The sequence below is a fragment of the Palleronia caenipelagi genome (assembly GCF_007004065.1).
GTDB classification, from domain to species: Bacteria; Pseudomonadota; Alphaproteobacteria; order Rhodobacterales; family Rhodobacteraceae; genus Palleronia; species Palleronia caenipelagi.
The window spans coordinates 1-12950 of sequence record NZ_VFSV01000060.1 but is presented as its reverse complement, the minus strand read 5'-3'; the positions used below and the strand labels follow the sequence as shown (position 1 = coordinate 12950).

13 protein-coding genes and 1 pseudogene are annotated in these 12950 nt (G+C 58.1%); 7 read left to right on the top strand and 7 right to left on the bottom strand.

The window, feature by feature from the left end:
• Positions 1 to 582: 582 nt before the first annotated feature.
• The 4 genes from FEV53_RS18130 to FEV53_RS21320 form a co-directional block, all read right to left on the bottom strand.
• Positions 583 to 1191, bottom strand: a complete 609-nt coding sequence (locus tag FEV53_RS18130) for a methyltransferase type 11 (RefSeq protein WP_142836139.1) — start codon at positions 1189 to 1191, stop codon at positions 583 to 585.
• On the bottom strand, positions 1188 to 2528 hold the full coding sequence (locus tag FEV53_RS18125) for a DUF3560 domain-containing protein (RefSeq protein WP_142836138.1): 1341 nt from the start codon (positions 2526 to 2528) through the stop codon (positions 1188 to 1190). The genes FEV53_RS18130 and FEV53_RS18125 overlap by 4 nt, the downstream gene beginning before the upstream one ends.
• Positions 2529 to 2792: 264 nt before the next feature.
• A complete protein-coding gene (locus FEV53_RS18120; protein WP_142836137.1) occupies positions 2793 to 3203 on the bottom strand; it encodes a hypothetical protein in 411 nt (136 codons plus the stop codon).
• Positions 3200 to 3364, bottom strand: coding sequence for a hypothetical protein (locus FEV53_RS21320; protein WP_221931665.1), 165 nt, complete (start codon positions 3362 to 3364; stop codon positions 3200 to 3202). Before FEV53_RS21320 ends, FEV53_RS18120 begins: the two co-directional genes overlap by 4 nt.
• Positions 3365 to 3662: 298 nt before the next feature.
• On the opposite strand from FEV53_RS21320, the gene FEV53_RS18115 reads away from it, so the two are divergent.
• Entirely contained in the window at positions 3663 to 5039 is a 1377-nt protein-coding gene (locus FEV53_RS18115) for a hypothetical protein (protein ID WP_142836136.1), read from the top strand.
• A 276-nt stretch (positions 5040 to 5315) separates the two neighbouring features.
• Here the strand turns inward: FEV53_RS18115 and FEV53_RS18110 are convergent, their stop codons facing one another.
• Positions 5316 to 5495: a hypothetical protein gene (locus FEV53_RS18110; RefSeq protein WP_142836135.1), complete on the bottom strand. Its 180-nt coding sequence runs from the start codon at positions 5493 to 5495 to the stop codon at positions 5316 to 5318.
• A gap of 167 nt (positions 5496 to 5662) precedes the next feature.
• Here FEV53_RS18110 and FEV53_RS18105 point away from each other — a divergent pair, with 167 nt between their 5' ends.
• The gene (locus FEV53_RS18105; RefSeq protein WP_142836134.1) at positions 5663 to 6751 is read left to right on the top strand and encodes a hypothetical protein; all 1089 of its coding nucleotides are present in this window, start codon (positions 5663 to 5665) and stop codon (positions 6749 to 6751) included.
• Positions 6752 to 6948: 197 nt separating this feature from the next.
• On the opposite strand, the pseudogene tnpC reads toward FEV53_RS18105, so the two are convergent.
• Positions 6949 to 8169, bottom strand: a pseudogene (tnpC, locus tag FEV53_RS18100) (IS66 family transposase); the annotation flags it as partial.
• 64 nt (positions 8170 to 8233) lie between these two features.
• On the opposite strand from tnpC, the gene FEV53_RS18095 reads away from it, so the two are divergent.
• From FEV53_RS18095 to FEV53_RS18080, 4 genes are all read left to right on the top strand, one after another.
• Positions 8234 to 8533 carry a transposase gene (locus FEV53_RS18095; RefSeq protein WP_142836133.1) on the top strand — a complete coding sequence of 100 codons (300 nt, stop codon included), beginning with the start codon at positions 8234 to 8236 and terminating at the stop codon, positions 8531 to 8533.
• Positions 8530 to 9519: an IS3 family transposase gene (locus tag FEV53_RS18090; protein WP_142836132.1), complete on the top strand. Its 990-nt coding sequence runs from the start codon at positions 8530 to 8532 to the stop codon at positions 9517 to 9519. Before FEV53_RS18095 ends, FEV53_RS18090 begins: the two co-directional genes overlap by 4 nt.
• A 782-nt stretch (positions 9520 to 10301) precedes the next feature.
• Entirely contained in the window at positions 10302 to 11342 is a 1041-nt protein-coding gene (locus FEV53_RS18085; RefSeq protein WP_142836131.1) for an IS110 family RNA-guided transposase, read from the top strand.
• A gap of 341 nt (positions 11343 to 11683) precedes the next feature.
• On the top strand, positions 11684 to 11896 hold the full coding sequence (locus FEV53_RS18080) for a helix-turn-helix domain-containing protein (RefSeq protein WP_246100909.1): 213 nt from the start codon (positions 11684 to 11686) through the stop codon (positions 11894 to 11896).
• A gap of 70 nt (positions 11897 to 11966) precedes the next feature.
• Here FEV53_RS18080 and FEV53_RS18075 read toward each other — a convergent pair whose 3' ends face one another.
• Positions 11967 to 12518 carry a hypothetical protein gene (locus tag FEV53_RS18075; RefSeq protein ID WP_142836129.1) on the bottom strand — a complete coding sequence of 184 codons (552 nt, stop codon included), beginning with the start codon at positions 12516 to 12518 and terminating at the stop codon, positions 11967 to 11969.
• Between the two features lie 89 nt (positions 12519 to 12607).
• On the opposite strand from FEV53_RS18075, the gene FEV53_RS18070 reads away from it, so the two are divergent.
• Complete coding sequence (locus FEV53_RS18070) at positions 12608 to 12904, top strand: hypothetical protein (protein ID WP_142836128.1); 297 nt, start codon at positions 12608 to 12610, stop codon at positions 12902 to 12904.
• Positions 12905 to 12950: the final 46 nt, after the last annotated feature.

Below are 12950 nucleotides of genomic sequence, written 5' to 3'. Positions count from 1 at the left end.
TCCCTTGGTTCGTGTTTCGATGAAATTGACGAGGCGGCAGGGAAAGAGGGGGGTCAGCAGCTAATTTGTTTCGCGAGGAATGCCCGGAACGGGCAGGGGAAATTAGCTGTTGAAGGTCAGGGAGGCGAAAGAGACGTGTCAGGCGCCGCAGGCGTCTGGCCGCTCGCCTCCCGCACCGCCCCCCTCGACTGCCGCCATATTTCATCTTGAAGAAACACGTGCCGAGGGATCTGACAGCATTGGTCGAGATCTTCTGAGTGTCATACCGGCGAAAAGGACGGCTGCAACCGGGACTGACGCGGCTCCTGTGTCCGCGTCAACACCGATGAGGCCGGATCACGGGCATGACCCCGGTTCTGCGCGTGGCATGTTTCCGAATGTGGAGATGGCTTCTCCTCGGATCGCGACACCGGATGTGCCTGTCGGGGGGTCTGCGGGCCTCTCTCCTGCGGGCGATGCCGGTTCAGCGCCAAGTGTGCCGCTGCCACGCCCGTTCCCCAGCCCTGACCCGGGCGGCTCCGTCAGGTGCCGTCCCGGTATGCCGGTGGCCTTCAGGCCACCGGCGTCACGCGCTGCGCTTGGTCATTCGACCCCCATAAAGCGAATGATCTTCGTGTGAACCTTCGCCGTGCTGAAGGTGTCGTCTGGCAGTTGCTCCAGCTCTTCCGCCGCGTCGTTGCGGTAGGTCACCGGAACGAGCGCCACGAGCGTCGCAGGCTCCTGATGTCCACCACGGCCGAGAAGGGACAGCGCGGCACTGATGTGCTGGCGTGTCTTCGAGAAGGGCGGATTCATCAGGATGCGCGGGAACGTCGCCCGGCCTTGCACCTCCTGCGCATAGTCGAGGAAGCAGCGGTTTATGACCGGCCCAAGACGGCGCAAGTTATGCGCCAGGCTCTTGTGCCGCTCGACCATGCACAGCTCACACGGGCTGTGACCCGCATCGAGCAGAGCGCGGACAAGCTGCCCGGTTCCTGCGCTCGGCTCCAGTGTCAGGTCGTCGCCCACGGGCCCGAGATAGGCCACCATGCGCCGCGCGACCGGATCTGGCGTCACGTGGCATTCGGTGGCTTTGTCCACGGTCAGAATCTCCGGCGCCTTGGTCATGTCCAGCCGGGCAGGGGCGTTGCGGTCCCTCACCTGAACGGTGAGGGGTTTGTCCGGGCGGCTATACATCGCCGGGCGGTTCATTCTGCCGCCTCCATCGTCATGCTCTCCGGCAGCGGATGGTTTTTCTGATCGGAGATGTGAATCGCGGCCCATCCGGCAGAATAGCGCGGCCCGTCATGCTTCGGATAGGGCGCGATCCGCACGCGGAATGTGCCACAAGCGGAGGGTCGTGTGCCTCGGCTGTCGGTCGGAATCTTCGCATACTCCGCCTTCGTCAGGGAGACCTGCGGCAGCTCTTCGAGCTCGTGCCGGTAGGGGTTCTTGACGGCCACACGTCCCGACGGCGCGACGAAGTTCAGGATCGGGTTCTTTGCCGGGGCTTTCTGAGCCGGAACATGGCCGCAGTCCAGCATCAGGTCACGCCATCCGCTTTCCGTCAGTTCCATCTCGCACCCTTCACCCACATGGAGCGGCAGGGGCGCATCACAAGAGACCTTGAAGCCGATGCCGGTCGCGGTCGCCTTCGGCTTGTCGGCACCTTGCTCGCGCAGGAAGATCTGCAAGGTGGTCGCCTTGATCTCGCCGCTATAGCGCGAAACCGCTCCCAGCATCTCACGCTCATAGGACAGGCGGTGCAGCGTGTGCAGGATCCAGCGGGCGCGGGTTTCGCTCGTCACGATCTTTTCCGCGTTGGCGATGCACAGCTCGCGCGCGTGCTCCAGCGTGACTTCGCCGTTGTCGACCTTCGACCACAGGCCAAACGGAATGTCAGGCAGGCTGTTCAGCGCTATGGTGATCAGCGCCGGGGTGGTGATCTTCTCCCACAGCGCAAGCTGCTTATGCGCGTCGTTGATCGCGCGTTGGTACGACCGAAAATCGGCCAGCAAGGTCTTGATCCGGTTGCGCCGCACCGTCGGGGAGTTCTTCCTGTTCGCATGATGCTCGACCCCGGCGGCCCGATACTGCCAATAGCCGACAGAGCGGTGCGCTGCGGTGGCCTTGTCCATCGCGCTGTGCATCCGCTCCTGCGTTTTGCGGGCTTTGCGCTCGGAATGATGGCCGACAAGAATGGGCTGACCCATGTAGAAGCACTCTGACAGGCGGTCAGCAGCGCGAGCGTATGCACTGGCCTCCTGGGCGCGTCGCTCGCCGATGGAGTCCAGGCGCTCTGCTTTCATCGCGGCGCGCTCTGCCAGGGTGGTCTGTTCGGGCTCGATCTCGCCCGCGAGTTCCAGCGCCAGATCCTCACGGGCACAGGTCCATTTCGGCGCCACGAACAGTTCCTGCTTCGGCGCCCATTTGAACCCGGCCTCCCGGACCCGCTGATAGGTCTCGGCATCGAGCCTTTGGCTGGCATAGAGGCGCAGCTTGTTGTCTTCAGGCGAGTAGGTGGCGGTGATGTCGACGTTGGTTGTCATGTCCGGTCTCCGGTGTTGAGGGTCTCGATCCCGTTCAGGATCACCCTCCCCAAAGCCGTCTCTGTCTCTCTGGCCCGTCCTCGCTCCCCCCGCCTTCACGGCAGGTCATGACAGGACCGCCCATACTCTCAGGATGCTATGATCTTGCACAGCCCTGCTTGCGACCGGCGCCGTTCCATCGATCTGACCACGGGCGGCTCATCAGGTTCCGTCCCCGGTTGCTGGTGGCCATCAGGCCACCGGCGTCCCACGCGGCCGCCGAGATCAGTCTTTCCTTTGCGTCGACATCCATTTTTGCCGGGCTTCGTCCATTCTCTGCTTCAAGTTTTCGTCCAAGGGCCAATCCCTCCAATCGGAGATGTCCCGTTTCCGCCCCAGCCCCGCCCGCAGGTACTTGTGCTCCCTGACGTCCCTGAAGAACCCATTTCCGAGCAAGCTCGAGATCAAAAGGGATACGAAGAACATGGGATCATTGAATGTGTTGGTCAGGCCGAATGTCGATCCGTTCAGCGTTGCGATAACCTTGCCCGCGTTGAAAAAGCAGGCCGTCATAAAAATCATGTCGCGCACACTGCGGGTCCAGCTGATATGCATCGCCCGCTTGCCATATCGCTTTCGGATGCGCCGTTGCCGCATCAGTGATCGCAGTTCAGAAGCAAACGGGATCTGTCTCATGAGGGTGCCCGCGCCATCAGGTCCTCGATTGTCACTTCTCGACCTGTGCGCTTCAGAGATCCGGCAAAGAGGATGGTGGCCGTGCCGTCCTTTCGCCGCTCGATCAGTTCACCCCGGATCAGCTTTCCGGTTTCGTCGGAGAGAATTGCTGCCGTTTGCATGATCGTGCCTTTCCGTCTGGGACGATGTCCGGTGTGCAGCCGATGGCGGGAGCCGGTCAGGGTCGGCCTGATGGGCAGTGTGCCATTGCAGGATTCGTCTGGCCAGTCTTCTGGCATACGCTGCCCGACAATGGCCCATCACGATCCCAGAGCCGTCTGTCCGGATCTCCTGCTGGCGGTGCCGGATCAGCATTCTTCGTCAATCGGATCCACAGGACGCCGACATTGAATACGCGGGTGCAACCGTCATACTGTTCTGTGTCAGCAACGTAGCATTTGATTGGTGTAGGAGTTCTCTGTGAACAGCGATCAGGTAAGCAGGGAGCATTTCTTCTACGTTTCCGTCGCACGGTTCGTTTTTCTCCATCCTGACTATGGTATCGTGTCCGTTCGGGATCCGATCAGGCTTGCAGAGGCAGAGAGCTACGGTCTTTCCCCATTGCTTATCTACGGTCTCACTGTCGCAGGGCTGCCCCTGCGCTGGCTTACCTTTTCAAAAGTTGATGAACCGAGGCCCATCCAGTCAGTTCTGAGCGAGGCGTGGTCGCACGGCGAAGGATTGCGAGGTTTGCCGGACACATTACGCGTCAACAGGAATCTGGCCGCTGCTTCACCCGATCTCGGTGTTCGCCTTTCTGACATTGGTGTGCGTCTGGCGATATGTGACACCAAGGATAAGAGCCATCCAGCTGCATTGCGATCTGCGCAAACCCAAGCACAGTGGCTGAGTTGGCAAGGAAGTGGCCGGTCAACTGTTCAAGACCCGGTTGACGCACTCAATAAAACTGTCGCTCAGGACCATCGTGAAGACACCGAATGGCGAGCTTTGACATCCTTATACGCCAAAAAGCGGCAGCAGATGGAACATTGGCTTTCTCTGCCATTTCGAGATTCGCGCGTTCCCTCCATTGAAAGGATGGATTGGACTCCAGGCCCGTGGCTCTATCCTCAAGAGGCGACCATACCCCCCAACCAACCACGTTATTTCCATACGGACGACCGCAGTCGCGACATTTGGCTATTAACTGGCCAAGGTCATGACGCAGATCATATGGACACCGATTGCGATTCAGCTGGCACCGATCTTCATGAAGTTGCTGCGCTCGCCCAAAACATCGTTGATTGTTGGCCAAACCCTCCGGAGGAAATCGCAACCGCAGTCGGGGTCACTCATCGACAGCTCCGGTGGTTTTTGTCTGCCCGTGCCGATTTAGATAAAACCGCGCGCTATCGCCTTGAAGATCTTTTGGGCATAGATGTGGATGAGCTCACCGGCTGTCTCACCGCACTTGGTCCTTATGTTTTGATCGCCCGCAAGCGAAAGGCCGTGGATGCCATCTATAATGAGATTTCCGACGGTGGAGACGCAAGTCCCTTCGAATTGCTTCCCAGAACGGGTTCGGCTGATCCAAGCTGGCGCTATATTTTGATCAATGCTTTTGGAAGACCGCCGAGCTTCGTCATGGTCCCCCGCGGAGACAGGCTAGCTGATCAGCTCGACTCCCTGATCGTCAACTTTTCGGGGCCGCTCTCGGTCTCCAGATCACTGTATCAGGATGTCGTCTCCACCTGTGCTCGCGCGTGCCGGAGCCCTGAAGCGAACATCGCCTCCATGGACGATTTCGCACGGCGCCATCACCAGCTCTGGAGAGATTGCGTTTGGCAACCTGAGTAGCGGCCTGTTCCAGCGTTATTTTGGCAAGCCAGAGACGACTTCCCGCGTTCCTAGTAGGGTAATTCCGCTTACCCGTCCTTGCTTGCGATGCCGGTTGAGCGCTTCAGATTAGTCTGTGTTCCAGTTTACTGCACCGCCTCTCGGTATCGCCGCCATGTGTGTCGGTTTGGTGGGCCGGGCAGAGCCCGATCCCGCCTAGAAGGTGGGATGTGCTGAACAAATCAGACCGTTGAACTTTGTGATCAGTGGCCCACGGCCTTTGAATCGCCTGTCAACTCAACTGGAAAACCTAGTCGCCCAGTGCAAAAGTTTGATCATGACCCATCTTGCTGAAATCGTATCCGGGGCGTGAAAATCGCGAGGATTGTAGAACGCTTTCGCCACTTTGAAGTAGGCGCACATCACCAGAAAGCCGATCTGGCTGGCGGGAGAACGCAACTCGGTTGCAATGTCCATCAGGGGCTTGGGAAAATCGAATTAAGACCAGAAATCGCGCTCAGATCGCGTATCAGATGCCCGAACCATGGCAAGCCGTGCACAAGAGGCTTGATCCATGCGCAACGCAGCGACAAGATCGAGAAGAGGGCATCCCACTTGGGGAATGTCGGATGAGATATAATGGCGTGTCAAAAATGAAACTATCTATATATATATCTTTAGCAGTCTGCTGCGTCATGAAGCCAGTATATGCTGACGATGGCAATCATTGTGCCGTATTCATGATTGAAAGAGGAATACCTCAGCCCGACAAAATTGTCTCCGAAATCACAGGAAAAAAGATCGACGACCTCCCATCTTTGGGATCATGCTCACGTGAGCAGACACTTATGATGATTGCCAATCAGAATGCTATTTTAAGTGCAGAACCTACAGCTATCGCAGACCATATCTATGGGACATGGTTGTCAGACGACATCTACTTTGAGCAATTAGGCGTGTTTCTCTCAGGATCAGAGGTTCTAAAAATAGGCGATGACGTGAATTTCGATTATGATTTGAATCATAATCTACTATTTCGAAACATTATCCCTTTTGAGCAATATTGGCTGCAATCGTTCGGGAAATTTGAAGAGTTCTGGGATGATGAAGGTGAATATTCAGGACTTGTCGCACAGGGGTTTTTCCCCGAGGCTGTTCTTGAAGGAGAGAGTGTTTTGGTATGCTCTCCGCCACCGCACCCACTAATTTACAAAGATATTTCATTCAATTCCAAAAGAAGAGACGATTTGATATTAAAATCAAGACTTAACTTTTTTGATGAGCCAGTTTCTTTACGTATTTACAACGATACACTGGTGTTAAAAACAAAAGTGAATCTCTTGTCAGGTCAGTACAGTGAAGTTGAACGCACTTACACACGCGTCAAAATTACCAGTCCGGCAGATGCGTTGCGTATAATCGTTGCAATGAGGCTTTCTGGAGCAAGATACTTCAGATGTCTAACTCATAAAATATCGACCCAAGATAGAGATATGATTGAATTAATCTCACCATTATCTTTACCCGAACTTCTCGATAAGGTTTCTAACATCATAATGCTGCGCCGTGAAGTGGAAATAATGCGAACAGCAAAAAAAGATAGTCGCGGAGAAGACTCCAAGCGGACAAATATGTTAAATGATATAAGCTTGAAGATTTCGGAATTGGAGGATCAGCTTAAGCCCATATCTAATAAGATGGCAAGCAGAAATGATTTTTGTATATGGTTATGAGGGCACATAACTCGCATAGAAATGATCTTGCCGGGTTTTCCACTTCCCATTGATCACGCTGGCTGCCCGCAACTCTCCACCTGGGTTCAGCGTCTTTTGAAAAAATCTTGGTATGATGTGGCACTTCTGCTGAAGTTCTTTCACTTGCAAAGTAGCCGTTCGGTCTGACCGCTCTGGCCCGTTCGAGTGGCTGCCTGTTACGCTGCTTGAGCAGCGTGACGCCATGGCATGAGTTCGTCGAGGCGTGTGATTTTGTGGTCAGCGATCTGGGCGAGGACCCATGTGAGCCAGGCTTGGGGATCGACGCCGTTCAGTTTGGCGGTTTCGATTAGGGTATAGGCGATAGCCGCGGCCTTGCCGCCGCCCTCGGAGCCGACAAAGAGGTAATTCTTCCGGCCCAGAGCCACGCAGCGGATTGAACGCTCCGCACAATTATTGTCGAGTTCGAGGGAACCGTTTTCCAGATATCCGCGCATTTTCTTCATGCGGCCAAGTGCATACCGGATTGTCTTGGCCAGTTCAGATTTGCCCGAGATACGGTTCAGCTGCTCGGTCAGCCAAACTTCCAGATCATCAAAGACCGGCGTGGCGTCACGCTGGCGTAGCGCCACACGCTCTTCCGGCGACTTGCCACGTGCAGCCTTCTCGACGGCATAAAGCAGAGCGATGCGCCGGATCGCCTCTTCGGCGATCTGCGATCCCTGCGACTGGAAGATGTCAACAAACTTGCGCCGGACATGGGCCATACAGGCCATCTCGTGGACGTCCTCATTCGCAAAGAGATCGTTGAACCCGGTATAGCCATCCGCGTGTATCCAACCCTTGTAATTGGCCAGATGTTTGGTGGGAGGCCTGCCTTCCCGATCTGTGCTGAACTTGTATCACGCCGCCGGTGATGCCTGGCTATCCCAAGGTCGTTCATCCCGGACATACGTCCAAATGCGTGCTGTCGCGCACTTCTTTTTGGCCTGCATCTTGATCGGTGTATCATCCGCAAAGATGGCAGCCCCTGCACGAACATATCTACCGATGGCATCAGCCAACGGTTCCAGAAGCTTTGTAGACTGTCCAACCCAGCCAGCCAGAGTGGAGCGGTCAAGGTCAATCCCATCGCGTTCCATGATTTGGCTCTGTCGATACAAAGGGCAATGATCCGCATACTTTGAGACCAACACATGAGCCAAAAGACCGGCGCCCGGGCGGCCACGCTCGATCGGGCGTGAGGGAAGTGCGGCTTGAACGATTTTGTCACAGCATTTGCACGCCATGCGTGGTCGTACGATCCGGTTCACAATGAAGCGGCCCGGTATGTATTCCAGTTCCTCGGTCACATCTTCACTGATCGTCCGCAATGCGCCGCCGCATTTGCAGGCCTCGCCCGGTGTCAGCACCTGCTCGTGACGCGGCAGTTCCGGGGGCTGAGCTTCGTCCCTGTCTCCGGACAGCGGGGTAATTTACCCCTGTCCATGAGAGGAGCACGACATGGGACGACATCGACAGAAGTACACGGACGAATTCAAAGCTGCAGCGGTTGACCGGCTTTATGAGCCGGGCGCGACGCAGGGCAGCGTCGCGAAAGAGCTGGGGATCACCGGCACGCAGTTAAAAACCTGGCGGCTGGAGATTGAGGCGTTCGGCTCGATGGAGGCCAAACGTCGCCAGAAGGCGGACGCCGCTGAGCTGGAACGGCTTCGCAAAGAGAACAAGCGTCTCGCGGAGGAGAACGAGATCTTGCAAAAGGCCTCCGCTTTTTTCGCAGCAAGGGCGGTGAAACCACGATGAACAAGCACGCCTTCATCACTGCCCACAAAGCTCAATACGGGGTTTTGACACTCTGCCGGCTGGTCCGCCTGTCACGCAGCTGGTTTTATGGTTACGACGCGAGCTGGGCGGCCCTTCAAGGCCGGGAGGGGCGGCGTGCGGCACAAGACGTGGCGTTGCTGGAGCGGATCAGGCACTTCTTCAAAGCCAGCAAGGGGCGCTACGGCTCCAAACGCATTCACCGGGATCTGCGCGCTGATGGGGTGTGCGTCTCGGAGCGGCGCGTGGCCAGAATTATGCGGGAAAACAGGATCTCAGCCCGCCTGAGAAAGCCGCGCAAGCCGGTGACCACGAACAGCAATCATAAGCTGACCCCGTCACCGAACCTGCTTGGGCGGGCATTTCATTGCACCACTCCGAACACCGTCTGGCTGGCCGACATCACCTATGTCGGTACCGGCGAGGGCTGGCTCTACCTCGCTGCGGTCAAGGATATGGCGTCCCGCGAAATCGTGGGGTGGTCCATGGCCGATCACCTGGGCGCAGACCTGTGCTGCGACGCGCTCCGGATGGCTCTCGACCGGCGCGGCCCAGTGCCCGGTCTGATCGCTCACTCTGATCGCGGCGTGCAATATGCCAGCGGAGACTATCGCAAGATCATCCACCGCGCCAGGCTGATCCAGTCCATGAGCCGCAAGGGTCAGTGCCTCGATAACGCTCCGATGGAGAGCTTCTTTTCTTCGCTGAAAAAGGAGCTGGTCCACCGCCAGCGCTTCGCAACAAGGGCACAGGCCACGGCCGCTATCTTCGAATACATCGGGGTCTTCTACGGGCCGCCAGCGCCGCCATTCAGCCATCGGCTACCAGACACCGGCAGAGGCTTTCGAAGAAATGAGTTGGAAAATCGCCGCGTAGGGTCAACAATCACACTGTCCGGAAACAGGGACGAAGATCACTTGCGGGTCTCCACGAGACGGCGGGCAGGCAGAACATGTCGCCGTCGCTGATTTTGCTTCCGTTTTGTCACGGCACGTCTCCTCCAGTTGCTCCCGGCTTCGTGTGTAGTGATCCGGATGCGCGTCCGTATTCAATTTACCGCCGGGGTTGGGATGTGGTATGATTGCCTCACCCCCTGACGGGGATGAGGCGAGGGGATCAGACGATCCCGTGTTTCTTGAGGAAGGCGCGGCCGATCTTAGCGGACAGACCGCCCTTCCTCACCAGCGCCCACGCTTTGATGCGCTGGGCGTGCAGCCAGGTTTCACTCACTTGTCTCACCTCCTTTCGGGGTTGGCTGGCAGGAGACGCGAACCGCTCGCTTCTCTCTGCCTCGATCCCCCGCAGGGGATCCCCCAAAGGCGGAGCCGCCTTTTCTCTCTCGCTCGCTGGTCCAGCGTTTGCCGCGCCGTGCTGGGAGGTCCCGACGCCTCCCGAGCTCTCCACCCTGAGAGCCCGTCAGTTCACCGCTTGTTCAGCATCCCGGGCCATGTCATGGCCTCCAAAACCGGGCCGTGGCGGCGAAAATTGAATAACCCTCTGAAAGACAGCGCTTTTACCCACTAAATCGGGCGAAATGACCCGATCAATTCGGGCGTCTGACGCGCCCATCGGGGACATGTTGAACGTGATTTTGGCCCGGATCTTCAAAATCCCGCAACTCATTGTATTGCAGATGTTTCATGCCCCAAATCGGGCCAAACGACATGGTGTGATTGCGGCGGTCGCTCTCCGGGGCGAACGAGGTCCGGTATGCTGGCCTCATGGATATAAGCCGTGAGGAGAACGACCTATGGAATACTATGCCGGTTTGGATGTGTCGCTGAAAGAGATTTCGATCTGTGTTGTGGATGCAAATGGCAAGACCATTGCGCGGGGAACATGCCCTGCTGACCCTGAGGCCGTGGCAGGCTGGTTCCGCAACCGCGATCTCAGGCCCCGCCGGATCGTGCATGAGAGCGGGATGCTGTCGATCTGGTTGCAACGCGGAATGGCGCGGCTCGGTTTGCCCGTGATCTGCATTGATGCCCGCAAGGCGCACAAGGCTCTGTCGGCCCGGCTCAACAAGTCCGATGCCGCTGATGCTGAGGGGCTGGCGCAGCTCGCCCGCACCGGGTGGTTCACGCCCGTCCACATTCGCAGCGAAGGGGCGGATCGGCTGCGCAGCCTGATTGGCGCGCGGGAAAGGTTGATCCGCCTGCGCAAAGACCTCGAAGGGCACATCCGCGGCGTTCTGAAGACCTTCGGTATCCGCATGTCTGGCATCGGTCAGGGGCAGCAAAGGCAGGCCTTCCGTGACCAACTGGCCAAGGCAGGTGAGGCCGATCAGGTTCTGCGCGCGATCGCCGATGGTTTCATTGCCACCCATGCCACGCTGTGCCAGGCAGCAGATGACCTGGACAAAGCCGTGAAGCGCAAAGCCAAGGCCGACCCTGTTGCACGACGCCTGATGACCATCCCCGGCGTCGGCCCGGTCAACGCGCTCAGCTTCATTGGCCTGGTCGATGATCCGGGCCGGTTCAGCCGGACCTCCGATGTCGGTGCTTTCCTTGGACTGACGCCAAAGCGACACCAATCCGGCGAAGTGGACTGGTCAGGGCGCGTATCGAAATGCGGGGATGGCGCCATGCGTGGCCTGCTGTTCGAGGCCGCTTCCTGCCTGATCCGCCAGGTCAAACGCTTCTCGCCACTCAAGAGCTGGGCCGTGCGACTGGCTGGACGGCGCGGATTCCGCAAGGCGGCGGTCGCCACCGCGCGCAAGATCGCCGTGCTGATGCTGACGCTGTGGAAGAACGAAACCGAATACCAATGGACGAAGGAGGCCACCGCCTGATCTGAGTTCCCGCCCCGGAGGCGGGGAGCGAAGTCCCGACGGGACGGAGGTTGATCGATCTCGTAAAAACGGTTGGGATGCAGCCTCGCCTGCTCAGCCCGCAAACGACATTGGAGACGATCCAACACCGAACACCATCATGAGGCGTATGATCCGCGACCTCGGAGAGAACCATGACCCCGGACGGACACATCGCTCACCCGCTTGACATAGCCGCAATCAGAGAACCCGATGTTGTCCGGCCCGATTTTGCCATGATACTGATCTGCTTTTGACCGCCGCGACGTCGCGGCCGAGTTTTCCCCGATGGTGGGATCGGTGAGCCTTCACGAATGAGAAATGTGGACGACGACCTCGCCCGGCATGAGGGCGTCAAGGCGGACCTGCGGAGGAGGGGGCTCTCGTTCTCTGCCGTCGCCCGTCAACTCGGTGTCAACGGGACAACCGTGTCCCTTGTCAGCCGGGGACGGAACCGATCCCGGAGGATCGAGCGGGCGCTCGCTATCGTTCTGGAGACCACGCCCGAGCATCTCTTTCCGGAGCGCTATCCCTGACTGGAGATCAGGGATCGTCGCTTCTCAGATTGGGATCGAGAAACCGACCACACATGGGACGCGCTGTCCGCTACAGGTCCATCTGAATGCCATAGAGATGTCTCTGGAAGGCATCCTTGGCTTTCGACATCGCATACTCGCTTCCGCAGATGTTGCGCTCCTCTTCGAGGAGCTCCCCCCGCTTGTCGACCACGTGATACATGTGGACATCTCCGGCGATGAATTCCTCATAAGCGCTGAGCTCTCCCAGACAGGTATACTCCGCGTTCTCCAGAACGCGGCTCCGCACCTCGTCGGTGATCTTGCCCATCTTGTTGAACAGGCAAATGCTCTCGAAACTGGCGAAGGCATATCCCACCACCCTGTCGGTGTCCTTGTAGGCGGGCACGAGCGCATGGCGCCCACGGATCAGAATCGTGGTGAGCGGCATCATCACGGTCTCTTCGTGATTGATCGACGCGAGAAAAGCCTGTTCGTTGGGCCAGTCATGGGCATCGCCCAGGTCGGGGATCCACGTCACGATCTGGAAGAGGTTTTCATCTGCCATTCGCGGGTTCCGGGGTTCAGGCTCCCGGATCATCGTCACGGTCAGGCCAGCGGCGGTATCTTTAATCTCGAACATGGCGGGATTCCTGCTAATCTGTTCATGATTTGTTTTACACCGGATGCGGGTGTTCTGTCGATCCCCGGACCCTGAAAAGATGAGAAAAGATGCGTTGGTCCCACAGGCCCACATGGGCGGATGATCCATCCTCCTGGCCCCATGACAGGATTGTCCTGCGGGAGGGCGAGCCCGTGGGCCGGGTTCACCCGTCACCAGCCATCACCGGCGTTCTGCCCTATTCCTGGGCCGTCCACGTCTACCCGGCACCGATGCCGCATAGCGGCAAAGCCGCGACCCTGCGCGAGGCCCTCGAGGCCGTCAGGCAGACGGCCGGGGAACTGCCGAATATCCAGTGGCGTCAGAGATCCATCTACTGGAAGCAAGAGGTGTTCCATCCCGGATGATGGTCCACATTCCCGGGGGCTGTCCCGGACGATATTTGTCGCGGGA

Excerpts from the sequence above, each read along its gene's own strand:
- FEV53_RS18130 (WP_142836139.1), bottom strand. The coding sequence starts at position 1,191 with ATGAACCGCCCGGCGATGTATAGCCGCCCGGACAAACCCCTCACCGTT.
- FEV53_RS18125 (WP_142836138.1), bottom strand. The coding sequence starts at position 2,528 with ATGACAACCAACGTCGACATCACCGCCACCTACTCGCCTGAAGACAAC.
- FEV53_RS18120 (WP_142836137.1), bottom strand. The coding sequence starts at position 3,203 with ATGAGACAGATCCCGTTTGCTTCTGAACTGCGATCACTGATGCGGCAA.
- FEV53_RS21320 (WP_221931665.1), bottom strand. The coding sequence starts at position 3,364 with ATGCAAACGGCAGCAATTCTCTCCGACGAAACCGGAAAGCTGATCCGG.
- FEV53_RS18110 (WP_142836135.1), bottom strand. The coding sequence starts at position 5,495 with ATGGACATTGCAACCGAGTTGCGTTCTCCCGCCAGCCAGATCGGCTTT.
- FEV53_RS18095 (WP_142836133.1), top strand. The coding sequence starts at position 8,234 with ATGGGACGACATCGACAGAAGTACACGGACGAATTCAAAGCTGCAGCG.
- FEV53_RS18090 (WP_142836132.1), top strand. The coding sequence starts at position 8,530 with ATGAACAAGCACGCCTTCATCACTGCCCACAAAGCTCAATACGGGGTT.
- FEV53_RS18085 (WP_142836131.1), top strand. The coding sequence starts at position 10,302 with ATGGAATACTATGCCGGTTTGGATGTGTCGCTGAAAGAGATTTCGATC.
- FEV53_RS18075 (WP_142836129.1), bottom strand. The coding sequence starts at position 12,518 with ATGTTCGAGATTAAAGATACCGCCGCTGGCCTGACCGTGACGATGATC.
- FEV53_RS18070 (WP_142836128.1), top strand. The coding sequence starts at position 12,608 with ATGCGTTGGTCCCACAGGCCCACATGGGCGGATGATCCATCCTCCTGG.